The 24,212-nt window shown below is 63.7% G+C and carries 21 protein-coding genes and 2 pseudogenes; 12 read left to right on the top strand and 11 right to left on the bottom strand.

The window, feature by feature from the left end; translation table 11 throughout:
* Positions 1–39 precede the first annotated feature (39 nt).
* Positions 40–1,260: pseudogene (locus LJY18_RS22760) on the top strand (HAMP domain-containing protein); the annotation flags it as partial.
* Positions 1,237–2,118 (top strand): methyl-accepting chemotaxis protein, encoded by an 882-nt coding sequence (locus LJY18_RS22755; RefSeq protein ID WP_442964499.1) that lies wholly within the window; start codon positions 1,237–1,239, stop codon positions 2,116–2,118. The pseudogene LJY18_RS22760 and the gene LJY18_RS22755, both read left to right, overlap by 24 nt.
* Before the next feature lie 287 nt (positions 2,119–2,405).
* On the opposite strand, the gene LJY18_RS15885 is transcribed toward LJY18_RS22755, so the two are convergent.
* The 3 genes from LJY18_RS15885 to LJY18_RS15875 all read right to left on the bottom strand — a co-directional run bounded on the left by LJY18_RS15885 (position 2,406) and on the right by LJY18_RS15875 (position 6,034).
* Complete coding sequence (locus LJY18_RS15885) at positions 2,406–3,494, bottom strand: metal-dependent hydrolase (protein ID WP_238042775.1); 1,089 nt, start codon at positions 3,492–3,494, stop codon at positions 2,406–2,408.
* 106 nt (positions 3,495–3,600) lie between these two features.
* The gene (locus LJY18_RS15880; RefSeq protein WP_238042774.1) at positions 3,601–5,511 is read right to left on the bottom strand and encodes a putative bifunctional diguanylate cyclase/phosphodiesterase; all 1,911 of its coding nucleotides are present in this window, start codon (positions 5,509–5,511) and stop codon (positions 3,601–3,603) included.
* Positions 5,512–5,515: 4 nt separating this feature from the next.
* Entirely contained in the window at positions 5,516–6,034 is a 519-nt protein-coding gene (locus tag LJY18_RS15875; RefSeq protein ID WP_238042773.1) for a hypothetical protein, read from the bottom strand.
* Between the two features lie 258 nt (positions 6,035–6,292).
* Here LJY18_RS15875 and arfB point away from each other — a divergent pair, with 258 nt between their 5' ends.
* The gene (gene arfB / locus LJY18_RS15870; RefSeq protein ID WP_238042772.1) at positions 6,293–6,706 is read left to right on the top strand and encodes an alternative ribosome rescue aminoacyl-tRNA hydrolase ArfB; all 414 of its coding nucleotides are present in this window, start codon (positions 6,293–6,295) and stop codon (positions 6,704–6,706) included.
* 62 nt (positions 6,707–6,768) lie between these two features.
* Here the strand turns inward: arfB and LJY18_RS22750 are convergent, their stop codons facing one another.
* Complete coding sequence (locus LJY18_RS22750; protein ID WP_372867001.1) at positions 6,769–7,473, bottom strand: methyl-accepting chemotaxis protein; 705 nt, start codon at positions 7,471–7,473, stop codon at positions 6,769–6,771.
* A 423-nt stretch (positions 7,474–7,896) separates the two neighbouring features.
* Positions 7,897–8,406 (bottom strand): annotated as a pseudogene (locus LJY18_RS22745) (MCP four helix bundle domain-containing protein); the annotation flags it as partial.
* A 571-nt stretch (positions 8,407–8,977) separates the two neighbouring features.
* On the opposite strand from LJY18_RS22745, the gene LJY18_RS15860 reads away from it, so the two are divergent.
* The gene (locus tag LJY18_RS15860; protein WP_238042770.1) at positions 8,978–9,874 is read left to right on the top strand and encodes a LysR substrate-binding domain-containing protein; all 897 of its coding nucleotides are present in this window, start codon (positions 8,978–8,980) and stop codon (positions 9,872–9,874) included.
* On the opposite strand, the gene LJY18_RS15855 is transcribed toward LJY18_RS15860, so the two are convergent.
* From LJY18_RS15855 to gap, 6 genes are all read right to left on the bottom strand, one after another.
* On the bottom strand, positions 9,871–10,386 hold the full coding sequence (locus tag LJY18_RS15855; protein ID WP_238042769.1) for a DoxX family protein: 516 nt from the start codon (positions 10,384–10,386) through the stop codon (positions 9,871–9,873). The genes LJY18_RS15860 and LJY18_RS15855 overlap by 4 nt on opposite strands.
* Positions 10,383–11,162 carry an HvfC/BufC N-terminal domain-containing protein gene (locus LJY18_RS15850; RefSeq protein ID WP_238042768.1) on the bottom strand — a complete coding sequence of 260 codons (780 nt, stop codon included), beginning with the start codon at positions 11,160–11,162 and terminating at the stop codon, positions 10,383–10,385. Before LJY18_RS15850 ends, LJY18_RS15855 begins: the two co-directional genes overlap by 4 nt.
* The gene (bufB, locus tag LJY18_RS15845) at positions 11,159–12,064 is read right to left on the bottom strand and encodes an MNIO family bufferin maturase (RefSeq protein WP_238042767.1); all 906 of its coding nucleotides are present in this window, start codon (positions 12,062–12,064) and stop codon (positions 11,159–11,161) included. Before bufB ends, LJY18_RS15850 begins: the two co-directional genes overlap by 4 nt.
* Positions 12,065–12,187: 123 nt before the next feature.
* Entirely contained in the window at positions 12,188–12,502 is a 315-nt protein-coding gene (locus LJY18_RS15840) for a BufA1 family periplasmic bufferin-type metallophore (RefSeq protein ID WP_238042766.1), read from the bottom strand.
* 307 nt (positions 12,503–12,809) lie between these two features.
* Positions 12,810–13,274: a methylglyoxal synthase gene (locus LJY18_RS15835; RefSeq protein WP_238042765.1), complete on the bottom strand. Its 465-nt coding sequence runs from the start codon at positions 13,272–13,274 to the stop codon at positions 12,810–12,812.
* 147 nt (positions 13,275–13,421) lie between these two features.
* Positions 13,422–14,423: a type I glyceraldehyde-3-phosphate dehydrogenase gene (gap, locus tag LJY18_RS15830; protein WP_238042764.1), complete on the bottom strand. Its 1,002-nt coding sequence runs from the start codon at positions 14,421–14,423 to the stop codon at positions 13,422–13,424.
* Between the two features lie 135 nt (positions 14,424–14,558).
* Between gap and edd the strand changes: the two genes are divergently transcribed.
* The 8 genes from edd to LJY18_RS15790 all read left to right on the top strand — a co-directional run bounded on the left by edd (position 14,559) and on the right by LJY18_RS15790 (position 24,168).
* On the top strand, positions 14,559–16,385 hold the full coding sequence (edd, locus tag LJY18_RS15825) for a phosphogluconate dehydratase (protein ID WP_238042763.1): 1,827 nt from the start codon (positions 14,559–14,561) through the stop codon (positions 16,383–16,385).
* Entirely contained in the window at positions 16,382–17,338 is a 957-nt protein-coding gene (locus LJY18_RS15820; protein ID WP_238042762.1) for a glucokinase, read from the top strand. The genes edd and LJY18_RS15820 overlap by 4 nt, the downstream gene beginning before the upstream one ends.
* A 78-nt stretch (positions 17,339–17,416) precedes the next feature.
* The gene (locus tag LJY18_RS15815; protein ID WP_238042761.1) at positions 17,417–18,145 is read left to right on the top strand and encodes a response regulator; all 729 of its coding nucleotides are present in this window, start codon (positions 17,417–17,419) and stop codon (positions 18,143–18,145) included.
* Positions 18,138–19,583, top strand: coding sequence for an ATP-binding protein (locus LJY18_RS15810; RefSeq protein WP_269137850.1), 1,446 nt, complete (start codon positions 18,138–18,140; stop codon positions 19,581–19,583). The genes LJY18_RS15815 and LJY18_RS15810 overlap by 8 nt, the downstream gene beginning before the upstream one ends.
* A 160-nt stretch (positions 19,584–19,743) precedes the next feature.
* Positions 19,744–20,997: an ABC transporter substrate-binding protein gene (locus tag LJY18_RS15805; RefSeq protein ID WP_238042760.1), complete on the top strand. Its 1,254-nt coding sequence runs from the start codon at positions 19,744–19,746 to the stop codon at positions 20,995–20,997.
* Between the two features lie 271 nt (positions 20,998–21,268).
* A complete protein-coding gene (locus LJY18_RS15800) occupies positions 21,269–22,177 on the top strand; it encodes a carbohydrate ABC transporter permease (protein WP_238042759.1) in 909 nt (302 codons plus the stop codon).
* Positions 22,170–23,006: a carbohydrate ABC transporter permease gene (locus LJY18_RS15795; RefSeq protein WP_238042758.1), complete on the top strand. Its 837-nt coding sequence runs from the start codon at positions 22,170–22,172 to the stop codon at positions 23,004–23,006. Before LJY18_RS15800 ends, LJY18_RS15795 begins: the two co-directional genes overlap by 8 nt.
* Before the next feature lie 10 nt (positions 23,007–23,016).
* On the top strand, positions 23,017–24,168 hold the full coding sequence (locus LJY18_RS15790) for an ABC transporter ATP-binding protein (protein WP_238042757.1): 1,152 nt from the start codon (positions 23,017–23,019) through the stop codon (positions 24,166–24,168).
* Positions 24,169–24,212 lie beyond the last annotated feature (44 nt).

Genomic DNA, 24,212 nt, shown 5'->3' with positions numbered 1-24,212 from the left:
TGTGAGTTACTGCGGCTAAGGCATCGGCAAGGTGCGCCGATGCCAGGTGAAGGAGATCGACAAGTTGGTACAGGGATTGCGTTGATCTACTCACCGCTAGCGATCTCGCGCCTTAGGGCCGGCGTGGTTGGCGCGCCTAATAACAAGAATGGAGTTGTGCCTATGTCATCGTCAGCCGCCCGCCTGTTCACCGACCTTGCCGTCGGCAAGAAACTGCTCTGTGGCTTTGGCCTGGTGTTGCTGCTTACCGTCGCCGTGGCCGGCAGTGGTTTTGTCGCGGTGCAGGCGGTGTTGCAGGGGCATGACCAGGCCAGTCGATTGGCCTTGATCGGTGCACAGATTCTCCAGGCGAGCCGCCTCGAGCGCGACTTTGCCCTGAACCGGACGCCCGAGAGTGCCGCGCAGATGCGCAGTCAGCTCGGCATGGCTCGCGAGTTGTTGAGCAAGCAGATCCAGGCTGCAGGGCAGACGGGCAAGGCCCGCTTGCAGGCCATGGATCAGGCGATGCAGGACTATCAGACGCAGTTCGACGCTTTCGTCCAGCAGCAGGCCAGGGCCCGCGAGGCGCGCGAGCAGATGAGCGAGGCCGCCGGGCAGGCGCGCGATCAATTCGAGGTAATCGAGTTGGACATGTACGACGCCGTGCGCGAGTTGCGCCTGCAAGGCGACAAACTCCGCGGCAGCGATCCGCTGACCCTGGCGGAAACGGCCTCCGGTCTGAACAAGCGCATGCTTGAGCTGCGCGGTTTCGAGAGCCTCTACATCATCGACGGCTCGGCCAAGGCGGTGGAGGAGTGGACCTACATCAGCACGGACCTGCAAAGCGTGGCCAGTAGCTTGATGGTCTGGCTGGATGACGATCAGAAACGTGCAATCGAGCAAGCCTTGCAGGCATTGACGGTGTATCAGCAGGCCTTTGCCAACTACCAGCAGGTGCGCGCACAGAGCCAGGCCAGCGAAGTGGCGATGGTCGAGCAGGCGCGTAACGTATTGGCGTTGACCAAGGAGGTGCAGGCAAGCGAAGAGCAATACATGGCTGACGACAGTCGACAGGCGCTGCTCATGCTGGGCGTCATGGGCGCCGCAGCTGTGGTGCTGGGTTTGTTCGCCGCGCTGCTGATCTCTCGGTCGATTGTCAGCCCCTTGCGACAGAGCGTAGCCTTTGCCCAGCGGATCGCCGAAGGTGACCTGAGCCAGGATTTGCCGTTGCAGCGCAAGGACGAACTGGGCCAGCTCATGGCGGCCATGCAGGGCATGACCGGCAGCCTGCGCAATCTGGTCGGCCGCATTGGTGGCGGCGTAGGTCAGATTGCCGCGGCGGCCGAGCAGCTGTCGGCGATCACCGCGCAGACCAGTGCAGCTGTGCAGAACCAGAAAATGGAAACCGAGCAGACTGCGACGGCCATGCATGAAATGGCCGCCACCGTGCAGGAAGTGGCACAGAACGCCGAGCAGGCGTCCATGGCGGCCCGCGAGGCCGACCGTGAGGCGCAGCAGGGCAATCGGGTGGTGCAGCAGGCGGTGACGCAGATCGACAGTCTGGCGCTGGAGGTCGATCAGTCGGCCGCCGCGATCCAGGCACTGAATCAGGAGAGTGCCCGCATCGGTGGCGTATTGGAGGTGATCCGTGCGGTCGCCGAGCAGACCAATCTGCTGGCACTGAATGCGGCCATCGAGGCCGCCCGGGCGGGCGATCAGGGTCGCGGCTTTGCCGTGGTTGCCGACGAAGTGCGGGCCCTGGCGCGGCGCACTCACGATTCGACGGAAGAAATCGAAGGCCTGATCGCCAGCCTGCAGCGCATGGCAGGCGGCGCAGTCGAACAGATGGAAAGCAGCCGCAAGCTGACCCAGCGCACCGTCACCCTGGCCGGTCAGGCGGGTGATGCCCTGGGCCGCATCACTCAGGCGGTGAGTACCATCGAACAGATGAATCAGCAGATCGCCGCCGCCGCCGAAGAACAGAGCGCGGTGGCCGATACCATCAGCGAAAGCATTACTCGAGTGCGCGATATCGGCGAGCAGAGCGCCAGTGCCAGCGAGCAAACCGCCGCCTCCAGCGCCGAACTGGCACGCCTGGGTGTCGAGTTGCAGGGCCTGGTCGCGCAGTTCCGTATTTGAGGTAAACCAAGGGGCTTGGCGTACTCCGGGAGCGCTCGCAACATCGGGCCTGGACGCCTGTTCGACAACCACATACCTCAAGCAGTCCGCGAACCGTATGGTGTCAATCGCCGCAGGCAGTGCAGCGTCGATCGCCGGTACTGCACAGATCCGGCGGTTGTCGCTTCGCTGCGAAAGGGTCGCCGCCCGGACGAGCCAGGTTCTGTTTCGAGCGAACCTCAGCGCTGGATATGCTCACCACCTCTGTACCTGATCTTGCCCTGCTGCGATCCAGCGCCTGCCCGCTGTCAGCAGTCGTCGCGTTGCTCGGCACAGGTTTGCCGGGCGGCGCTGAGCAGGGGTTTGCCCAGCTCGTTGGCCCAGGCCGTCAGGGGCACCTGCAGCCCCGGCTGCCAGATGCGTCGCCACAGCACTTGCAGGCGTTGCAGGTCGACCCGCTCCATTGGCCAGAGCTCGATCTGCGGATTGAGCTGCCAGGCGCCATTGTGGCGAACGGCGAAGTCGAAGCGGAAGGGGTGGGTGCCGGTCATGCCCAGGCGCAGATCGGTGACCACCAAGTGCTCGCCGATCTGGTCGTAGCGCAGCACACCATCGGTGAACCAGGCCAGGCGCTGGTGCGCGGCCGAGTCCGCGAGCCCCTCGGCCAGCGCAGTGCCGCGGGGGAGGCGGCTGAGCCGCGGCGGCTGTTGGTCGAACCAGCCGACCAGGGCTTCGTGGTAATACGCGCCATCGAGCACGATCACGCGCCAGAGCAGGCTGTTGAGCGGGGTCGGGGTGCTGAACAGTGCTTCGGCCTGGATGCCCTGGCGCGCCAGTTGCGCCTCGACGCGTTGCTCGGCCATGGCTTTGCCGGCCAGGGTCGAGCCCAGATAAAGGGTCGACAGGGCCAGGGCGACCAGTGGCGCCTTGGCCATTTTGTCGCGCAGGCCGAAGGCCAGTCCCAGTAGCACGGCGGTGAGCAGCGGCACCGTGTAGAGCGGGTCGATGATGAAAATACTCGACCAGGCCGTGGGCGTCGGCATCAGCGGCCAGAACAGTTGGGTGCCGTAGCTGGTGAAGCTGTCGAGCAGGGGGTGGGTCAGCAACACCAGTGCCAGGGTGGCGAACAGTCTTTGCGTCGAATAGCCGGGGTGCGGGCGAAAGCGGCGGATCAGCCAGGTCAGCAGCAGGGCCACGCCGAAGAGGACAATAAGCGAATGGCTGAAGCCGCGGTGATAGGTCATCTGCGCCACGGCGTCGCCATAGTCGATTACCACGTCGAGATCGGGCAGGGTGCCGAGGACGGCGCCATACAGCAGCGCCTTGCGGCCTTGCCAGCGACCGAGCATGGCACCCTGAATAGTCGCGCCGAGCACCGCCTGGGTAATCGAGTCCATCGCTGTTCGATCCACTATGGAAGAACGATTACGGTACACCGTGAGCCGTCCAGGCGGATGTCTGGAATTCAAACCAAAGATTTCAACAAGCGGCTGCAGTGGCGCCTCAGCGGCTCAGCTGCACGACTGCTGCCGGTGCGGCAGGCTGCTCGAGGTAGTCGCCATGCCAGTCGATCAAGGCCAGCAGGGGCATGGGCCGGCCATACCAGTAACCCTGGGCATGATCGCTGCCCAGTTCGCGTACTTTCCGGGCATCCTGCTCATCCTCGATGCCCTCGCAGGTCACCTGGAAGCTGAAGGTATGGCACAACTCGATGATGCTGCGGACCACGCTCTGCAATTGCGGATTCTGGCTGATGCCCTGAATGAAGGATTTGTCGATCTTGATCCGCTGCACGCGCAGTTCGCGCAAATAGGACAGCGATGAATAGCCGGTGCCGAAGTCGTCGAGCGCTACCTGGACCCCCAGTTCGTTGAGCCGGCCCAGGATGTGGGAGCCGTCATCAAAGTTGGCGATGGAAATGGACTCGGTCATTTCCACGATCAGTTGCCTGGCCTGGATAGGGGCTTCGGCAAGCCAGTGGCCGAGTTCATCGGGCAGGTTCAGGCCGAACTGAGAGGCGGAGATGTTGATCGAGAAGTACAGCGAGCTGCGCAGGTTGTGCGGTAGGGTCAGCAGGTCCTGCTTCAACTGGCGCAGGATCCATTGTCCCAGGACTGGGCCCAGTTGATGGTTTTCCGCCAGCTCCACCACTTCCAGCGGGGGAATATAGCCGAGCTGCGGATGCTGCCAGCGCAGTAACACCTCGACCCCCAGATCGGCTTCAGTCAGCTGGACGATGGGCTGGTAATGCAGGCTCATGCCCGTGCTCGAGGGGGCAGCCAGCGCGCGCTTGAGATCGCCTAGCAGTTGCTGGCTGCGCAGGTAGCGGCTGCTGATCGCCTCGCTGAATACTTCAATGCCTCTGGTTTTTTTCAGGCCGAGCTCGCGCAAGGCGAGGCTCGCGAAGTAGTAGAGCTTCTGTAGGTTAAGGCTGTTGCCGGGGTTGTAGCTCAGGCCAATCCGGGTCGCCACCTGGAACAGGTGTTTGTCGTTTTGGAAGTCGAAGGTCAGTGCGTAGCTGAGGCTGTGCAGGGTGCCGATGACCAGTTCTTCGGGAAAACCTTCGGGAAAGGTCATGACGAACTCATCGCCGGCCATCCGGGCGACGAAGCTGTCCTTGGGCTTCAAGCGATTGAGCGTCTCGCCGATGCGACTGAGCAACAGGTCGCCGGCCTCGTGACTGATGTTTTCGTTCAGAGCGCGAAAATTACTCAGCTCGATCACCGCCAGCGCGCGGCAAGCGCAAGCGCTCGAGTCGTTCTGTTGGGCCTGAAAACTGTTGCGGTTGGGCAGGTTGGTCAGGGTGTCGAAGCGGGCCATGAAGCGATTCTTGCGTGCCTCGAGGTACAGCAACAGGCTGAGTCCGCCGCCGCAGAGCAGCATGCCGAGCAGGAGGAGTTGGCTCAGATTCTGGCTGCTGCGCAGGCCGTCGACGATCCGGGCAGCATCCGGCCCGGTGAAATTTTTGATCATCAGTTGCCTGAGCGGCGGCTGATAGGTGTCGTAGCGTTCGATGGCCTGGTCGATTTCAGGCCCGGGTTCTAGTCCGGGGCGGAATATCAGGGCTTCATCGCTGCGTAGCTGGACAAACAGCTGCTTGACCAGGGCTTCGGCGTTGAAACGCTGGCGGATCAGCTGATTTTCTTCGCCAGCCAGGAATACATCGAGACGACTCCATAGCAGGTTGTAGGCCAGCTTCAGCTTTTCCTGGGAGCTGGCACCTGCTTTGAACAGTTGCAGGGTATTGAGAAAACGCAGGTGTTCGAACTCCAGCTGGGCGAGCGACCAGGCGGAGGTCTGGATCCGGGCGGAGGCCTGTTCAGTCATGCGCTGGTTATAGACCAGGGAGGTCCCAATGCCCACGGCAAAGGCCAGGGTGACCAGGGCGAGGAGCGCATAGCGCAAGCGGCTCATCGGCTTACCGTCCGAGGTGCAAGGTTTTCAGTTGCCAGACCATCGACTGTTGATGTTCTTCCTTGCGCAATTCGGGGGAATCGCTCAAGGGGTAGAGGATCCAGATCGGCCCCTTGTCGCGCACGCTCATGGGTTGGCCATTCTTGTGGGTCGCCAGGATCACCGGGTATTGCCGGGCGGCCATGAGGTTGAAGCGGGTGGCGTAGTCGTTCAGGGCGGTTGCCTCGAGCCATTCGCCGCGTCCCTGGAGGCTGTCGATCAACACGCTGAGCCTGGGGCCGCGGTAGTTGTCCTGCTGATCGGTCCAGGGCGTCTGGGTCCTGACCTCGACTTGCGGCAGGGCCTGCAGGCGCTCCAGGTCGAACAGCGCCTGGCCACTTGGGCAGCAGCCGAGTTCGCCGGTCACTGTCAGGATTACCGGATGCCGAGGCGCATCCTGCCAGGTGTCGCTTGCGCTAATGATCGGGCTGGTCAGCACCAGGGTCGTCAGCAATAGCATCGGCAGGGGACGGGCAAAGGACATGGCGAATAACCGAAATGATAGGGGCGATGCCGCAGCGAGTGTCCGACATGGCCATTTCTTATTATTGAGTGCCGCGCTCAGGCATGCACGTTATGCCGGGAGTGTACGGTGTGGTCTCAGCTGCTGCCAAGCGGCCGATGGGACTGATGTCTCAAGCGCTGCCGATGCCTGGCTGCGCCATGCCGTGGTGGTCAGGGCCAAGCGGCAGCCTTTGTCAGGGTATATCCTTGTCCCTCAGTCGCCGCCGAAACCTTTGCCATGCTGGAAATTTCCAATAGCGTCCACCTGCCCGATGCTGAAATCGAACTGACCGCCATCCGCGCCCAGGGCGCCGGAGGGCAGAACGTCAACAAGGTTTCCAGCGCGATGCATCTGCGTTTCGACAGTCAGGCCTCGTCCTTGCCGGCGTTTTACAAGGAACGCCTGCTGGCGCTGCGCGACAGTCGCATCACCGCCGAGGGCGTGGTGATCATCAAGGCCCAGCAATACCGTACCCAGGAGCAGAATCGCGCCGATGCCCTGGAGCGCCTGGCCGAGCTGATCCGCAATGCCGGTAAGACCGAAAAGGCCCGGCGCCCGACCAAGCCGACCTTCGGCTCGAAAAAGCGCCGTCTGGAAGGCAAGACCAAGCGCGGAACAATCAAGGCGGGGCGCGGCAAGGTCGATTTTTGAGGCATGTCGAACCGGTCTCAGCTACAACCGAGCGACCTCTGCCGCTTGGCTGTAGGCGCCGATCAGACTTTGAAGAAGCTGACTTTCTCGGTCAGATCCTTGGCCAGGGTCGCCAGTTCGCGGCTGGCTGAGGCCACTTGATCGGACCCTGCGGAGGTTTCCAGGGTGGCGCTGTGGATCCGATTGATGTTCTGGTTGACCTCTTCGGCTACCGCGCTTTGTTCTTCCGAGGCGCTGGCGATCTGCGCATTCATGTCGTTGATGGCGCCGACTTCATGGCGGATCTTGTTCAGTGCGGTCTCCGCCAGGCTGGTCTGTTCGACGGTCTGCTGAGCCAGCTGACGGCTGTCGCGCATCACCTCGGCGGCCTTGCTGGCACCTTCCTGCAACTTGCCGATCATGCCGCGTATCTCCCGGGTCGAGTCCTGGGTGCGATTCGCCAGCGAGCGTACTTCATCGGCTACTACTGCAAAGCCGCGCCCGTGCTCGCCGGCACGGGCGGCTTCGATGGCGGCGTTCAAGGCCAGCAGGTTGGTCTGCTCGGCAATGGCGGTGATCACGCCGATGATCTTCTCTATGTTCTCGCTGTCCAGGGAGACCTGCTGCACGCTTTCGGCGGCGTTTTCGAGGATCTTCGCCAGGTTGTGGATGGCGTTGGTGGTTTCGCCGACCACGCGGTTGCCGGTGGCCACTTCACCGTCGGCATTGCGCGTGGCGGAGGCTGCGCTTGAGGCATAACCGGCCACTTCGTTGACTGTGGCCGCCATCTGATTGATGGCCGTGGCCATCTGCTCGGCTTCGCTGGATTGCAGGCGCAGCTGCTGGTTGTTGTTGGCCGAAGTAGTCAGTAACTGGTTGGCTGACCGAGTCAGTTCGCTGGCGGCCGCGCGCACCTGGGTGATGGTCTCGGACAGGTGCCTGACCATGTCCTGTACCGCGCCCATCACGCTGTCAGGGTAGTTGGTGTCGATGCGTTGATTGAGTTCACCACGGGCCAAGCGGTGGATGATGTCTGCTACTTCATGCGGTTCGGCGCCGAGGGTGGCTTTCAGCTTGCGAATGATCATGGTCGAGACCAAGGCGCTGAGCACGATAGCCGCAGCGGTAACCAGCAGGATCAACAGCTGGAAGCCGCCAGCCGCCTCGCGTACAGCGTCAATGTCCTTGCCGATGCTGCCCTCTTCGTAGTCGATGAAGGCGTTTACCCGCTTTAGCCACTCTCCATAGGCGGGGGACACCTCGCGCAACAGGAGGGCCTGGGCGCCGGCGATGTCGCCTTGCTGGCGCTGGCTGATCAATTTCTCGGTGAGCGCCATGGTGCTGCGCTCGATATCCTTGATGCCGTTCAGCAGATTCTGCTCGGTCGGCGTTGGGTGTTGCTCGGCAAACAGTCTGTCCATTGGCTTGGCCGAGTCCTGGTAGTACCTGTCCAGGCGCTCGATATTGTTCAAATGGCTGCTCAGATCCTGATTGTTATCGACCAGCACTGCGTCGCGAATGGCGATGGCGCGGTCATGCACACTGCCGCGAAAGTTGATGGCGTAGCGCTGTTTTATCGAGGCTTCGTCACTGATGGTTGTCAGGGTGGTGTCGATGAAGCTCACCCGCTGCACGCCGATCAGGGTGATCAACAGCATCAGGGAGAGGATCAGGCCAAACCCCAGGCCGAGGCGTTGGGCAATAGTCAATTGAGCGTGCATGGGGTGATCCCTGTGGCTGGGTTTTTATGGTGCTGTCTAATGACGGGGAGCCGTTGTCTACTTTGCGACTGCATCGGGTCTTTGTGCTGTGCGAATCCTATACAGATTAATAAAATTGTATAGCTTTATATTGTGCGTATTGGCTGCGCCAACCGCCACTATTGCCGCGGCAATAGTGGCGGTTGCAGCTACGCTTGTCGCGTCTCCTTGGCTTGATGGCCGGATTTATCAGGCATCTTTCAGGTTCTTGCGATCCGCAAAGGTTACGCCAGCCAGGTCAGGATAGCTGCGTGTGGGTATGCGCAAAGCTGTTCGGGTTTGTACAAGTTGTGCAGCACTTTGCCGGTGGGTATGGCTGCGCCAGTGGCTGCGAAGAGAGCGTAGTGGTTGATCAGTAGGCCGGCGATAGTGGGCTCAGTGGGGCCGATGGCGAAGGCGCTGAGTGCAGGTGCCAGATGGGCAATGGGTTGGGCAGGAGCTCCAGGGGACGCGGTGAGGTGCGCGCTGTCGCCCTGCTACTCATGCGGACAAATAGGGTTGTTAGCACGAGTTAGTTGACTAATATGCACGAATGAAAACGACCCTCGATGAGTTGCTGGCCTTTGTCAGCGTGGTGGACAGCGGCTCTATAAGCGCGGCGGCCGAGCACCTGACGCAGACCGCGTCCGGCGTAAGTCGTGCCCTCAGCCGGCTGGAACAGAAGCTGGAGGTCACCCTGTTACGCCGCACCACTCGCCGTCTGCAGCTGACCGAGGAAGGCCAGGCCTTTCTCGCCCAGGCGCGCAAGATCCTCGATGCGGTCGAGAGTGCCGAAGAGCAGATGAAAGTACGCCGGCAGAAACCCGCCGGGCGTTTGCGGGTGAATGCCGCCGCGCCGTTCATGCTGCATGTGGTGGTGCCGCTGATCGCGGGCTTCCGCGCGCAGTACCCGCAGATCCAGCTGGAGTTGCACAGCAGCGACCAGATCATCGATCTGCTCGAGCAGCGTACCGATGTGGCCATCCGCATCGGCGCGCTGCGCGACTCGACCCTGCATGCCCGCCCGTTGGGCAGCAATCGTTTGCGCATCCTCGCCAGCCCGGCTTACCTCGAGGCTCGGGGCGCGCCGCACAGTGTCGAGGCGTTGCGCGACCACAGCCTGCTCGGCTTTACCCAGCCGGACAGCCTCAACCAGTGGCCGCTGCGCCATCCGCTTGGCGATACCCTGGCGATCAGCCCCGACCTGTCCGCTTCCAGTGGCGAAACCCTGCGCCAGTTGGCCCTGGCCGATGCCGGTATCGTCTGCCTGGCCGACTTCATGACCCGCGCCGACCGCGCCCGTGGCGAGCTGGTGCAGATCCTGGCGCAGCACACGGTCGAGGTGCGTCAGCCGATTCATGCGGTCTACTACCGCAATACCGCACTGGCTTCGCGCATCACCTGTTTTCTCGATTACCTGACGGGCCAGTTGGACGGCCAGGCGGATTAGCCGAGGTCGCCATAGCGCCGGGCAATCAGGTGGTCGATGGCCAGTATCCCCGGGCCCTTGGCCACGAGCATCAGCAGCACGGCCGCCCACACGCCATGGGTCGGGTAGGCATCCGGGTAGACGAACAGCTGGATGACCAGGGTCATGCCGAACAGCGCCAGGGCGGAGAAACGGCTGGCCAGGCCAAGCAGGATCAATAGCGGAAACAGGTGCTCGCTGAAGGCGGCCAGTTGCGCCGCCAGTTCCGCCGGCAGCAGCGGCAGCCGGTATTCTTCCTCGAACAACGGGACGGCCGAGGCGGAGAGTCGCGGCAGGCCGAATTCGAAAGTGCCTTCGATGAGATCGATGGCCAGGCCTTCGATCTTGGTCTGTCCGGATTTCCAGAAGGTCGCGGCAATCGAGAAGCGGGCGAGGAAGGCGACCAGGCTGTAGGGGATCAGCTTGCACAGCTCGATCGCGCGGGCGATCAGACGAACCGGGGCATTGGGGCGAGTCAGGGCGTGATGGGTCATGGCAGTGGCCTTTGGGGGTCATAAGCGCAGTGGGTAATTGCACCTGCGCGCAGCAGGTGGGCCAGGCAAGTGCCGAGGTCGAAAGCGCTGTCGAGGGCGAGGGCGCGCTGCGCCGCGTGGCCCAGGGGCAACCCCTGTTGCAGCGTTTGCAGGAACAGGGCGTCGCCCGGGCGGATGCCGAACACTTCAACCTCCAGGCCGTTGCGCAGCACCAGGGCGCACTGCGCCTGGTAGGGGTCTACCTCGGCAAGCGTCAGCGCACCTTGGTGGGCGGCCCACAGTGAGACCACCGCGAAGGCTGATTCGAGCAGGCCGAACGAGGGATGCAGCCGGAGCAGCAAGCTGGCGAGGCGGTCCGGCGAGGCCAGTGCCTTGGTCAGCGCATCCGCTGCCAGGGGCGCTGCGTCGGCCGCGTGGTAGGCGCGGATGCGCAGCCGTTCAAGGCGCGCGACGTCCGCCAGGTACGGCAGGCTGCTGGCGGGGGCAAACGCCTCGATGAACGCGGGGAGGTCGGCGCCATAGTCGGCCAGGATGCGCGTGCGCGGCGGCGAGTGGCGCGCGTAGACGGCCGCCATGGCGCGGAAGAACTCCTCGCCGAGCAATTGCTGCACCACCGGAAAACTGGCGGCCAGGGCGTCGATCAGCGAGCTCAGGACGTTGTTGCGGTAGACGGCGAAGCGTACCGCCGGGTCCGAACCGTTCCAGGCCGTCAGCTGCGCCGGGCAAGCGCGCTCGGGATCGAGCAGGGCGGCGACAAAATCTTCCTGGGCGTTCATGCCAAGGCCTGCCGGCGAGTCGGGCGAGTCGCTTCGAGCAGGGTCTGCGCACGCTGCGCTTCCTGCACCCATACCTCTAGGGGCGGGATGGCATTGTCCCGCTCGAGCAGGGTCGGGGTTGGCCCGATCAGCTGCAGGACCTCCGTGTACAGTCGCCACACGGCGTCGTCGACAGGCGCGCCATGCGTGTCGATCAGCAGGCGATCGCCTGCCGCGTCGCGGTCTTCGGCGAAGCCGGCGAGATGGATTTCGCCGACCGCCTGCAGCGGCAGGGCGCGCAGGTAGGCCTGCACGTCCCAGTGGTGGTTGATGCTGGACACGTAGGCATTGTTGACGTCCAGCAGCAGGCCGCAACCGGTGCGGCGCACGACTTCGCCGATAAACGTGGCTTCGTCCATGCTCGAGTTGGAAAATTCGACATAGGTCGCCGGATTTTCCAGCAGTAGCTGGCGCTGCAAGCGGTTTTGCACCTGATCGATATGCTCGCAGACCCGGGTCAGGGTCGCGGCGTCGTAGGCAAGCGGTAGCAGGTCATTGAGAAATACATCGCCATGGCTCGACCAGGCCAGGTGTTCGGAAAAGGCCTGCGGCTGGTAGCGCTCGAGCAGCGTGGCCAGGCGCTCGAGGTGCTCGCGGTCGAGCGCTTGTTCGGCCCCGATCGACAAGCCGACGCCGTGAATCGACAGCGGGTAGCGCTCGCGAATCAGGCCCAGGTAATGATGAAAAGGCCCGCCCGCCACCAGGTAGTTCTCGGCATGCACCTCGAAGAAGCCGACTGCCGGGCTTGTGTCGAGGATCTGCTGGTAATGCTGCGATTTCAGGCCGATACCGGCCCGGCAGGGCAGCTGCGGGCAGAGCGCGGCAGCGTTGTGGCTAGGCTGGGCTGGCGAGACGGTCATCATCGGCGCTCCTGCAGGGGCTCAGCGGTTGTGAACATGGCGCACGCCCTGGCGAGACCGACTCCAGGCATTCGCGGTAAGGCGCCTGGAGACGGTCGCAACAGGCGAGCGTTGTTGCAGCCTCGATCAGGACTTCTTCACTGCCTTGAAGGCTTCGAGCTGGCCGAAACCGGTCGGCGAGGCTGGCGAGGCGGTCTGCTCGCAGGTGCCCTTGGGCACAAATTTCCAGGCGTTGCCCTGGTAGTCGACCTTGGCGGTGCCGGCACAGGTGGTACCGGGGCCGGCGGCGCAATCGTTCTTGCCCTTCATGGCCACACCGAAGCACTTTTCGTTGTCCGCCGCCTGGGCGGTGAGAGGCGCGCTGGAAATCGCCAAGGCGGCACCCAGGGCAAGGGCGAGCGCGGCGGCCGAAACAACGGTATGGGAGGCGGTGGTGTTCATCTGGGTAGCTCCGTTTTAGCGATTGAGGTGATGCATGGGTGATCGTCTGGAACGCTATGCAACCGCGGGTGTTGGGTCGTGGCCACGCTTGCCGTTCTTACTTCTAGAGACGCGGCGACTGTGGTTTTGTTACAGGCACGCTCGAACAATTACGCCCTCTGGCGTTGGATCGGCTGGGGCGTGGCAAGATTTTCGGGAGGGGCTTGAGCGGTGCGGGTGAGGCCAAGGGCGCCGACCCTGGCGCCGCCGCGCGGTGCGCGCGGCATTGGGGGAGCTGTATTGAGGGTGGCTCGGTGGCCTGTGCCGGTTAACTGCGGGCGGCGAGGTAGGTGCTGTAGTCGGGGATCCGGTAGTCGTGGGCCTGATCCAGCAGCGCGCTGCTGAGCATGTAGTCGGCGCTGCTCTCGGTGCAGGCCACCGGGATATTCCACACCGCCGCGACCCGCAGCAGGGCCTTGATGTCCGGGTCGTGGGGCTGCTGCTCGAAGGGGTCCCAGAAGAACACCAGCATGTCCACGCGCTGCTCGGCGATGCGCGCGCCCAGTTGCTGGTCGCCGCCCAACGGGCCGCTGAGCATGCTTTCGATCGGCAGGTCCAGGCGCCGGCCGAGCAGCAGGCCGGTAGTGCCGGTGGCCAGCAAGTGGTGCCTGGCCAGTTTGTCGCGCTGGCGCTCGCTCCAGTCGAGGAGGAACTCCTTGCAGTGGTCGTGAGCGACCAGGGCGATGCGCTTGCGCGCCGGCAGGGTGGCAGTGGTGAAGCTGATACGGCTCATGGGGCGATTCCCGGAGTTGGCTGGGTAGATCCTAGGTTCATGTGCGGGGGCTGCGACACCGTAGGGTGGATGACGCCTTTTTCATCCGCCAATCGCGATGGTGGATGGGTGGAGCGTCATGCCCGCCAGCGCGTCGGCGCAGTAGTTTCAGGGCGCTTCGCACAGGGCCAGGCAGGTATCGAGCATGCGGTTGGAAAACCCCCATTCGTTGTCGTACCAGGCCATGACTTTCACCAGCCTGCCGCTGACCTTGGTGTGGTTGGCGTCGAAGATCGATGACAGCGGATTGTGGTTGAAGTCGCAGGAGACCAGCGGCAGGCTGTTGTAGCCGAGCACCGGCGAGTGCTGGCTGGCGGCCTGGAGCAGGGCGTTGATCTCATCGCTGCTGGTTTCGCGCTTGACCTGCAGGGTCAGGTCGACCAGCGAGACGTTGATCACCGGCACTCGCACGGCCATGCCGGTCAGCTTGCCGGCCAGTTCCGGCAGTACCAGGCCGACCGCTTCGGCGGCGCCGGTCTTGGTCGGGATCATCGACTGGGTGGCCGAGCGTGCGCGGTAGGGGTCGCTGTGGTAGACGTCGGACAGGTTCTGGTCGTTGGTGTAGGCGTGGATGGTGGTCATCAGGCCGTGTTCGATACCCAGCTCGCGTTGCAGCACTTGGACCACCGGGGCCAGGCAGTTGGTGGTGCACGAGGCGTTGGAGATTATCTGCATCGACTGGCGCAGAATGTCGTGATTGACGCCAAAGACGATGGTGGCGTCGGCGCCCTTGGCCGGTGCCGAGATGATTACCTTGCGTGCGCCGGCGGCGAGGTGGGCGGCAGCCTTGTCACGCTCGGTGAACAGGCCGGTGCATTCGAAGACCACATCGACCTTGTGCGCCTGCCACGGCAGGTCGGCCGGGTTGCGAATGGCGCTGACGGCGATACGATCACCGTTGACCGTGAGGCTTTCGTTGTCGCTGTCGACGCTGCCGTCGAAGATCCCGTGCACGCTGTCGTATTTGAGCAGGTGGGCATTCATCGCGCTGTCGCCGAGGTCATTGATGGCCACGACCTGCAGCTGTTGGCGGTAGTCTTGGCTGTAGAGGGCGCGGAGCACGTTGCGGCCGATGCGGCCAAAACCGTTGATTGCGATGCGGATAGTCATGGATGAGGCCCTGGTCTGATTTTGTTGTTGGAATTACAAGATTATGCCCGTAAGTATAGAAATCAAGTGTTTTAAGTGGCAGTATTTTTGTATTAAGTACAAAATATCGCTATTCGCCAGCCTGGAGTCAACCACATGCATCCCCGCGTACTTGAGGTAACCGACCGCCTGATCGCCCGCAGCCGCGCCACGCGCGAGCCCTATTTGGCGATGATTCGCGCGGCGGCCAGCGAAGGCCCGCAGCGCGGCAAGCTGCAATGCGCCAATTTCGCCCATGGTGTGGCCGGCTGCGGCAGCGAAGACAAGCAGACCCTGCGCCTGATGAATGCGGCTAACGTGGCGATCATTTCGGCTTACAACGACATGCTCTCGGCCCACCAGCCCTATGAGAACTATCCCGAGCGGATCAAGCAGGCCCTGCGCGAAATCGGTTCGGTCGGCCAATTCGCCGGCGGCGTGCCGGCCATGTGCGATGGCGTGACCCAGGGCGAGCCGGGTATGGAGCTGGGCATCGCCAGCCGCGAGGTGATCGCCATGGCCACCGCCGTGGCGTTGTCGCACAACATGTTCGACGCCGCGCTGTACCTGGGGATTTGCGACAAGATCGTGCCCGGCCTGATGATGGGCGCCCTGCGTTTCGGTCATCTGCCGAGCCTGTTCGTGCCGGCAGGTCCCATGCCGTCCGGGCTGTCGAACAAGGATAAGGCCGACGTGCGCCAGCGCTATGCTGAGGGCAAGGCGACGCGCGACGAGCTGCTGGCCGCCGAGATGGCCGCCTACCACAGCCCCGGCACCTGCACCTTCTATGGCACCGCCAACACCAATCAGTTGCTCATGGAAGTGATGGGCCTGCATCTGCCGGGCGCCTCCTTTATCAATCCCAACACGCCGCTGCGCGATGCCCTGACCCGCGAGGCGGCGCAGCAGGTGACTCGCCTGACCAAGCAGAGCGGGCAATTCATGCCGCTCGGCGAGATCGTCGACGAGCGCTGCCTGGTCAATTCCATCGTCGCCCTGAGTGCCACCGGCGGTTCGACCAACCACACCCTGCATATGCCGGCCATCGCCCAGGCCGCGGGGATTCAGTTGACCTGGCAGGACATGGCCGACCTCTCGGCGGTGACGCCGACCCTGGCCCACGTCTATCCCAACGGCAAGGACGATATCAACCATTTCCAGGCCGCCGGCGGCATGGCCTTCCTGATCCGCGAGCTGCTGGATGCCGGGCTGCTGCATGAAAACGTCAACACCGTGGCCGGTCACGGCCTGAGTCGATACACCCGCGAGCCCTTCCTCGACAACGGCCAGCTGGTCTGGCGCGACGGCCCGAGCAAGAGCCACGACGAAAACGTGCTGCGCCCGGTGGCTAATCCCTTCTCCGCCGAAGGCGGTCTGCGCCTGATGCAGGGCAATCTCGGTCGCGGGGTGATGAAGGTCTCCGCCGTGGCCCTGGAGCACCAGTTGGTCGAGGCCCCGGCGTTGGTGTTCGAGGATCAGCAGGAGCTGGCCGATGCCTTCAAGTCCGGCGAGCTGGAGCGTGACTTCGTCGCGGTGATGCGCTTTCAGGGCCCGCGCAGCAACGGCATGCCGGAACTGCACAAGATGACTCCGTTCCTCGGCGTGCTGCAGGATCGCGGCTTCAAGGTGGCGCTGGTTACCGACGGGCGCATGTCCGGCGCCTCGGGCAAGATCCCGGCGGCCATCCATGTCTGTCCCGAGGCATACGGTGGCGGGCCGCTGGCGCTGGTGCGCGACGGTGACATGATTCGGCTCGACGGTCACACCGGCGAATTGCAGCTGCTGGTCGATGCCGCCGAACTGGCGGCGCGCGAGCCGGCGGTCGGCACCCTGGACAATGCCGTGGGCTGCGGCCGCGAGCTGTTCGCCTTCATGCGTCAGTCCTTCAGCTCGGCAGAGCAGGGCGCCTGCGCCTTCACCACTAGCCTGGAGTCGCTGAAGTGAAACTGGCCCTGGTCGGTGATATTGGCGGCACCAACGCGCGCTTCGCCCTGTGGCGCGACGAGCAACTGGAGTCGGTGCGGGTGCTGGCCACCGCCGACTATCCGGGCCCGGAACAGGCGATCCGCGCCTACCTGGGCGAACTCGGCCTAGCGCTTGGCGCGGTCGATTCGGTGTGCCTGGCCTGCGCCGGCCCGGTCAACGGCGACCTGTTCCGCTTCACCAACAACCAGTGGCGCATCAGTCGCTCGGCCTTCTGCCGCGAGCTGCAGGTGCGCGAGTTGCTGCTGGTCAACGACTTTACCGCCATGGCCCTGGGCATCACCCGCCTGGGTGATGACGAGCGGCTGCAGGTCTGTCCCGGCGTGGCCGAGTCGGATCGTCCGGTAGTGGTGATCGGTCCGGGCACTGGTCTGGGCGTCGGTACCCTGCTGGCCCTGGCTGACGGCAGCTGGCGGGCCTTGCCCGGCGAGGGCGGGCATGTCGACCTGCCGATTGGCACTCCGCGCGAGGCGGAGCTGTGGCAGCAACTCTACCGCCAGCTCGGTCATGTTCGCGCCGAGGATGTGCTCAGCGGCAGCGGCTTGTTGCTGCTCTATCGCGTCATCTGCGCGCTGGATGGCCATGCAGTGCGCTTGCACTCGCCGGCCGAGGTGACGGCGGCGGCGCTGGCTGGCGATGCCGTGGCCGTCGCAGTGCTGGAGCAGTTCTGCTGCTGGCTCGGTCGCGCCGCCGGCAACAACGTGCTGAGCCTGGGTGCGCGCGGCGGGGTGTATATTGCCGGTGGTGTGGTGCCGCGCTTTGCCGATTTTTTCCTGGCCAGCGGCTTCGCCCGCTGTCTGCGCGACAAGGGCCGCATGAGCGATTACTTCGACGGTATCCCGGTGTGGTTGGTGACGGCCGAGTACCCGGGCTTGATGGGCGCGGGCGTAGCCTTGCAGCAGGCTTCTGTGTAGGGTGCGCCCTGCTGGCGCGCGCGGCGCACCCTAAGGGTCTCAAGCGCGTTACCCCAACAAGAATAAGGACGGCGGACCATGAGCCAGCCCGGAAAATCGATTCTGCTGGTCGACGACGACCAGGAAATTCGCGAACTGCTGCACACCTACCTGAGCCGTGCCGGCTTTCAGGTGCGCACCGTCGGCGATGGTGCCGGCTTTCGCCAGGCCCTGTGTGCCGAGTCGGCGGATCTGGTAATTCTCGATGTGATGCTGCCCGACGAGGATGGTTTCAGCCTGTGCCGCTGGGTGCGCGAGCATCAGCGTTTTGCCCAGGTGCCGATCATCATGCTCACCGCCAGTTCCGATGAGACCGACCGGGTCATTGGTCTGGAGTTGGGCGCCGACGATTACCTGGGCAAGCCGTTCAGCCCGCGCGAGTTGCTGGCGCGGATCAAGGCGCTACTGCGCCGTGCGCATTTCACCCAGGAGCGCGGCAGCGAGGTGCTGGCGTTCGATGAGTGGCGTCTGGACATGGTCAGCCACCGGCTGTTCCATGAAGACGGCGAGGAGGTGATCCTCTCCGGCGCCGACTTCGCCCTGCTCAAGCTGTTTCTCGATCACCCGCAACAGATCCTCGACCGCGATACCATCGGCAATGCCACCCGCGGCCGCGAGGTGATGCCGCTGGAGCGTATCGTCGACATGGCGGTCAGCCGCTTGCGCCAGCGCCTGCGCGATACCGGCAAGCCGGCACGACTGATCCGCACCGTGCGCGGCAGCGGTTACCAGTTGGCCGCGGCGGTCACCCCCCATAACCATGTTTAGCCTGCGCAAGCTGCTGCCGGTGCCGCGCTCGCTGCTCGGGCGCATGTTGCTGCTGACCCTGCTGGTGGTGTTGCTGGCCCAGGCGCTGTCGAGCCTGATCTGGGTTTCGCAGTTGCGCGCCAGTCAGATGGAAGGCTTGCTTGCCAGCTCGCGCAGCCTGGCGCAGTCAATGGCCGCCAGCGTCAGCTATTTCCGCTCCTTGCCCCTGGGCTACCGGCCCCTGGTCCTCGACCAACTGCGCAATATGGGTGGCACGCGTTTCTTCGTCTCGCTCAACGACAAGCCCCTGAGTATGCAGGTGCTGCCGGAAACCCCGCGCAAGCGCGCGGTGCTCGATGCGGTCGATGCCAGCCTGCGCGAGCGCCTGGGCAAGGATCTGGACCTGCTGGTGCAGTTTGTCAGTCCAGACGATTTGCGCATCTTCAATAGCGCCCTGAAGCTCGACGAACTGCCGCGTTCCTGGGCGCATTACGCCTTGAGCCTGGAGCCGCTCAATCCGCCGGTACTGGTGACGCAGATCCAGATCGCTCCGGGGGAGTGGTTATACCTCGCCTCGCTGCTGCCCGAGCCCTATGCCGGCCTGGAGCAACAGGGCCTGCCGCTGCAGCAACTGTGGTTCATCATCCTCACCAGCAGTTTTCTGCTGCTGTTCATCGGCGTACTGGTGCACTGGCAGAGCCGCCCGCTCAAGCGCCTGGCACTGGCGGCGCGGGATATGTCCCTGGGTAGCGAGGTCGAGCCGCTGCCCGAGGCCGGTGGCAGCGAGGTGGTCGAGGTCAGTCGTGCGTTCAACGCCATGCGCGAGCGTATCGGTCGCTACCTGCGCGAGCGCAGCCAGTTGTTCAGCGCCATTTCCCATGACCTGCGCACGCCCATCACGCGCCTGCGTCTGCGTGTCGAGCTGCTCGACGACGAGGCCGTGCAGGCCAAGTTCAGCCGTGATCTGGACGAGCTGGAGATGCTGGTCAAGGGCGCCCTGCAGTGCGTCAAGGACACCGACATTCACGAGAATATCGAGCCGGTCGACATCAACCAGTTGCTCCATTACGTGGTCGAGCCGTACCTGGCACCGGCCGGCAATGGTCGGGTGACCCTGGATGGCCAGGCGGGCGCGGCCTATCCCGGTAAACCCCTGGCACTCAAACGCTGCATCGGTAACCTGGTGGACAACGCCCTGAAGTACGGACAAAACGCCCACCTGCATATCGAGGACGATGGCCAGGCCTTCGTCCTGCACGTCGATGACGAGGGGCCTGGGGTGCCCGAGCAGCGCCTGGAGCAGGTGTTCGAACCGCACTTTCGCCTGGCCGGACAGCAGCAGGGTTACGGCCTGGGCCTGGGTATCGCACGCAACATCGCCCACAGCCACGGCGGCGAACTGAGCCTGTGCAACCTGCGCGAGGGCGGCCTGCGAGTGACCCTGCGTCTGCCGCGATGATGGGGGCGCAGGGCGCACCCTGCGGTGTGCGTACTTTGTAACCAGTCTGTGACTTTCCCGCATCCCTTCGTTACCCGCCGGACACCCGGCCTTGGTTAGACTCGATTCCAGCGCAAGCACCAGACTTGCCCGTGAATAACAACAAGAAAGGAACCTGCTCATGAATGCGATCTCTCGCCTGGCCACTGCTGTGTCCCTCGCTTATCTGCTGCCCCTGACAGCCCTTGCCGGGGAAGTCGAAGTCCTGCATTGGTGGACCTCCGGTGGCGAAAAGCGCGCCGTCGATACCCTGCAGAAACTCATCGAAGACCAGGGTCACACCTGGAAAGACTTTGCCGTCGCCGGCGGTGGTGGTGAAGCGGCCATGACCGTGCTCAAAACCCGCGCGGTTTCCGGCAACCCGCCTGCCGCCGCGCAGATCAAGGGGCCGGACATTCAGGAGTGGGGCGAGCTGGGCTTGCTCGCCGACCTCGACGATGTCGCCAAGCAGCAGCAGTGGGATACATTGCTGCCGCCGCAGGTGATCGAGGTGATGCAGTTCGGCGGCCATTACGTGGCGGTCCCGGTCAACGTGCACCGGGTCAACTGGTTGTGGATCAATCCCGAGGTGTTTGCCAAAGCCGGCGCCACTGCGCCGACTACCCTCGACGAATTCTTCGTCGCCGCCGACAAGCTCAAGGCCGCCGGCTTCATGCCCCTGGCCCATGGCGGCCAGCCCTGGCAGGACAGCACCGTGTTCGAGGATCTGGCCTTCGCCGTGCTCGGTCCCGAGGACTTCAGCAAGGCCTTCGTCGACCTGGACGAAAGCGTGCTGACCAGCGCCAAGATGGTTGAGGTATTCGCCGCCCTGCAAAAACTCCACGGTTATGTCGATGCCAATGCCGCAGGGCGCGACTGGAACAGCGCCACCGCCATGGTGATCAACGGCAAGGCCGGCATGCAGATCATGGGTGACTGGGCCAAGAGCGAGTGGACCGCTGCCGGCAAGGTCGCCGGAAAGGACTATCAGTGCCTGCCGTTCCCCGGCACCCAGGGCAGCTTCGCCTACAACATCGACTCCCTGGCGATGTTCAAGTTGAGCGATGCGGAAAATCGCAAGGCCCAGGAAGACCTGGCGCGCACCATCATGGCGCCTGAGTTCCAGCAATTCTTCAACCAGAGCAAGGGCTCGATCCCGGTGCGTACGGATATGGACATGAGCAGCTTCGATGCTTGCGCGCAGCAGTCCATGCTCGACTTCAAGGAAGCCGCCGCCAGCGGCGGTCTGCAACCGAGCCTGGCCCACGGCATGGCCGCCTCCAGCTATGTGCAGGGCGCGGTGTTCGACGTGGTGACCAACTTCTTCAACGACCCCGAAGCCGATCCGAAGAAGGCTGCCCAGCAGTTGGCCGCGGCTATCCAGGCCGTGCAGTAAGTCAGTCCCGGCCGCCGGTGCGCCGGCGGTAACCCCGCACGTTTGACCTGCCTATCCCAGGCGCATGCCCTCCGGCGCGCGCCACGGGATCGGTCGTGCCGAAATTCAGGTTTTTCGCAGTGGATCGCGGTCCGCAGGGCGTCTGGTGACGCAGTACGCCAGCAGTATGGGTCGAGGGGGCGGATTGTTCGCTGCGCTCCTGAATCCGCCCTACGCGTGACCGGCATTGCGGGGCAGTTTCATGCGTCATCGCTACATTCTGGAGAGTCTTATGAGTTCAATCGCGGTTTTTACCAAGGCCTCACCGCTCGATGCGCTGCAACGCTGGCTGCCCAAGCTGGTGTTGGCGCCGAGCATGCTGATCATCCTGATCGGTTTCTACGGCTACATCCTCTGGACCTTTGCGCTGTCGTTCACCAGCTCGCGCTTCATGCCCAGCTATTCCTGGGTTGGCCTGCAGCAATATGCACGCTTGTGGGGTAACGACCGCTGGTGGGTAGCGAGCCAGAACCTGCTGGTCTTCGGCGGCCTGTTCATCGGCATCAGTCTGGTGGTCGGTGTGCTGCTGGCGGTGCTGCTGGATCAGCGCATCCGCCGCGAAGGCTTTATCCGCACCATTTTCCTCTATCCCATGGCGCTGTCGATGATCGTCACCGGCACCGCCTGGAAATGGCTGCTCAATCCCGGCCTGGGGATCGACAAGATGCTCCGCGACTGGGGCTGGGAAGGCTTTCGTTTCGACTGGCTGGTGGACCCGGATCGGGTGGTCTACTGCCTGGTAATCGCGGCAGTCTGGCAGTCCTCTGGCTTCGTCATGGCGCTGTTTCTCGCCGGTTTGCGCGGGGTCGATCAGTCGATCATTCGCGCCGCCCAGGTCGATGGCGCCAGCCTGCCGAACATCTACCTGCGCATCGTCCTGCCGAGCCTCGGTCCGGTGTTCTTCAGCGCCCTGATGATCCTCTCGCACATTGCCATCAAGAGCTTCGACCTGGTCGCCTCGATGACCGCCGGCGGCCCCGGCTACTCCTCGGATCTGCCGGCGATGTTCATGTATGCCCACACCTTCACTCGCGGCCAGATGGGCCTCGGCGCCGCCAGTGCGATCCTGATGCTCGGCGCGGTGCTGGCGATCCTGGTGCCGTACCTGTACTCCGAACTGCGAGGCAAGCGCCATGACTAGCCGTTCCCCGCTCAGCCTGAGCCGCGTGGCGATCTACGCCACCCTGTTAGCCGCCTGCGCGGTCTATCTGATCCCGCTGATCATCATGTTGCTGACCAGTTTCAAGAGCCCGGAAGACATCCGCACCGGCAACCTGCTGTCCTGGCCCGAGGTGTTCACCGCCATCGGCTGGCTGAAGGCCTGGGACGGGGTCGGCGGCTACTTCTGGAACTCGGTGAAGATCACCATTCCGGCGGTGCTGATCTCCACCGTGATCGGCGCGTTGAACGGTTATGTACTGGCCATGTGGCGTTTCCGCGGTTCGCAACTGTTCTTCGGCCTGCTGCTGTTCGGCTGTTTCCTGCCGTTCCAGGTGGTGCTGCTGCCGGCGTCCTTCACCATCGGCCAGCTCGGCCTGGCCAACACCACCAGCGGTCTGGTGCTGATCCATGTGGTCTACGGCATGGCCTTCACCACGCTGTTCTTCCGCAACTACTACGTGAGCATCCCAGATGCCCTGGTACGGGCGGCGCGCCTGGATGGCGCGGGCTTCTTCACCATCTTCGGCCGCATCCTGCTGCCCATGTCGACCCCGATCATCATGGTCTGCCTGATCTGGCAGTTCACCCAGATCTGGAACGACTTCCTGTTCGGCGTGGTGTTCGCCAGCGGCGATACCCAGCCGATCACCGTGGCCCTGAACAACCTGGTCAACACCAGCACCGGGGCCAAGGAATACAACGTCGACATGGCCGCGGCGATGATCGCCGGGCTGCCAACCCTGGTGGTCTACGTACTGGCCGGCAAATATTTCCTGCGCGGGCTGACTGCCGGCGCCGTCAAAGGCTGAGGTAACAACAATGGCAACCCTCGAACTGCGTAACGTCAACAAGTCCTACGGCAGCGGCCTGGCGGACACCCTGAAAAACATCGAGATCTCGATCGACTCCGGCGAGTTCCTGATCCTGGTCGGTCCTTCCGGTTGCGGCAAATCCACCCTGATGAACTGCATCGCCGGCCTGGAGGACATCAGTGGCGGCGCCATCCTGGTCGACGGCCAGGACATCAGCGGCATGGGTCCCAAGGACCGTGACATCGCCATGGTCTTTCAGTCCTATGCGCTGTACCCGACCATGACCGTGCACGGCAACATCGCCTTCGGCCTGAAGATGCGCAAGATGGCCCCGGCCGACATCGAGGCGGAAGTGGCGCGGGTGGCCAAACTGCTGCAGATCGAGCACCTGCTGGCGCGCAAGCCCGGCCAGCTATCCGGCGGCCAGCAGCAGCGCGTGGCCATGGGCCGGGCGCTGGCGCGGCGGCCAAAAATCTACCTGTTCGACGAGCCGCTGTCGAATCTCGACGCCAAGCTGCGGGTGGAGATGCGCACCGAGATCAAGCTGATGCACCAGCGCCTGAAGACCACCACGGTCTACGTCACCCACGACCAGATCGAAGCCATGACCCTGGGCGACAAGGTGGCGGTGATGAAGGACGGCATCATCCAGCAGTTCGGCACCCCCAAGCAGATCTACAACGACCCGGCCAACCTGTTCGTGGCGAGCTTTATCGGCTCGCCACCGATGAACTTCATCCCCTTGCGTTTGCAGCGTCGCGACGGTCAGTTGCTGGCCCTGCTCGACTCCGGCCAGGCGCGTTGCGAGCTGCCGCTGGGGGCGATGGAGGCGGGGTTCGAGAATCGCGAGGTGATCCTCGGTATTCGTCCAGAGCAGATCCTCCTGGCCACGGCCGAAAGCCGCAATCAGTCGTCGATTCGAGCCGAGGTCGAGGTCATCGAACCCACCGGGCCGGACACCCTGGTGTTCGTCGAGCTCAACCAGACCAAGGTCTGCTGCCGCCTGGCCCCGGACGATGCGCCGCAGGTGGGGCAAACCCTGGAGCTGCAGTTCGATCCGAGCAAGGTGCTGCTGTTCGACGCCAAGACCGGCGAGCGCCTGTTGCCGGGCAAGCCGCAACCACTTGAGCGCAAGGTCGCCCAATTCAAGGCCGGTTAGTGCGGTGCGCCTGCGCGCCGCTGGGTTTCACAACATCCGTCGCT

Source organism: Pseudomonas sp. MMS21 TM103 (assembly GCF_022132145.1).
Taxonomy (GTDB): domain Bacteria; phylum Pseudomonadota; class Gammaproteobacteria; order Pseudomonadales; family Pseudomonadaceae; genus Aquipseudomonas.
The sequence above is the reverse complement of the archived record's forward strand: the minus strand, read 5'-3'. Positions and strand labels throughout refer to the sequence as shown.

Excerpts from the sequence above, each read along its gene's own strand:
- LJY18_RS22755 (WP_442964499.1), top strand. The coding sequence starts at position 1,237 with ATGGCGGCCATGCAGGGCATGACCGGCAGCCTGCGCAATCTGGTCGGC.
- LJY18_RS15885 (WP_238042775.1), bottom strand. The coding sequence starts at position 3,494 with ATGGACTCGATTACCCAGGCGGTGCTCGGCGCGACTATTCAGGGTGCC.
- LJY18_RS15880 (WP_238042774.1), bottom strand. The coding sequence starts at position 5,511 with ATGAGCCGCTTGCGCTATGCGCTCCTCGCCCTGGTCACCCTGGCCTTT.
- LJY18_RS15875 (WP_238042773.1), bottom strand. The coding sequence starts at position 6,034 with ATGTCCTTTGCCCGTCCCCTGCCGATGCTATTGCTGACGACCCTGGTG.
- arfB (WP_238042772.1), top strand. The coding sequence starts at position 6,293 with ATGCTGGAAATTTCCAATAGCGTCCACCTGCCCGATGCTGAAATCGAA.
- LJY18_RS22750 (WP_372867001.1), bottom strand. The coding sequence starts at position 7,473 with ATGGCGGCCACAGTCAACGAAGTGGCCGGTTATGCCTCAAGCGCAGCC.
- LJY18_RS15860 (WP_238042770.1), top strand. The coding sequence starts at position 8,978 with ATGAAAACGACCCTCGATGAGTTGCTGGCCTTTGTCAGCGTGGTGGAC.
- LJY18_RS15855 (WP_238042769.1), bottom strand. The coding sequence starts at position 10,386 with ATGACCCATCACGCCCTGACTCGCCCCAATGCCCCGGTTCGTCTGATC.
- LJY18_RS15850 (WP_238042768.1), bottom strand. The coding sequence starts at position 11,162 with ATGAACGCCCAGGAAGATTTTGTCGCCGCCCTGCTCGATCCCGAGCGC.
- bufB (WP_238042767.1), bottom strand. The coding sequence starts at position 12,064 with ATGATGACCGTCTCGCCAGCCCAGCCTAGCCACAACGCTGCCGCGCTC.
- LJY18_RS15840 (WP_238042766.1), bottom strand. The coding sequence starts at position 12,502 with ATGAACACCACCGCCTCCCATACCGTTGTTTCGGCCGCCGCGCTCGCC.
- LJY18_RS15835 (WP_238042765.1), bottom strand. The coding sequence starts at position 13,274 with ATGAGCCGTATCAGCTTCACCACTGCCACCCTGCCGGCGCGCAAGCGC.
- gap (WP_238042764.1), bottom strand. The coding sequence starts at position 14,423 with ATGACTATCCGCATCGCAATCAACGGTTTTGGCCGCATCGGCCGCAAC.
- edd (WP_238042763.1), top strand. The coding sequence starts at position 14,559 with ATGCATCCCCGCGTACTTGAGGTAACCGACCGCCTGATCGCCCGCAGC.
- LJY18_RS15815 (WP_238042761.1), top strand. The coding sequence starts at position 17,417 with ATGAGCCAGCCCGGAAAATCGATTCTGCTGGTCGACGACGACCAGGAA.
- LJY18_RS15810 (WP_269137850.1), top strand. The coding sequence starts at position 18,138 with ATGTTTAGCCTGCGCAAGCTGCTGCCGGTGCCGCGCTCGCTGCTCGGG.
- LJY18_RS15805 (WP_238042760.1), top strand. The coding sequence starts at position 19,744 with ATGAATGCGATCTCTCGCCTGGCCACTGCTGTGTCCCTCGCTTATCTG.
- LJY18_RS15800 (WP_238042759.1), top strand. The coding sequence starts at position 21,269 with ATGAGTTCAATCGCGGTTTTTACCAAGGCCTCACCGCTCGATGCGCTG.
- LJY18_RS15795 (WP_238042758.1), top strand. The coding sequence starts at position 22,170 with ATGACTAGCCGTTCCCCGCTCAGCCTGAGCCGCGTGGCGATCTACGCC.
- LJY18_RS15790 (WP_238042757.1), top strand. The coding sequence starts at position 23,017 with ATGGCAACCCTCGAACTGCGTAACGTCAACAAGTCCTACGGCAGCGGC.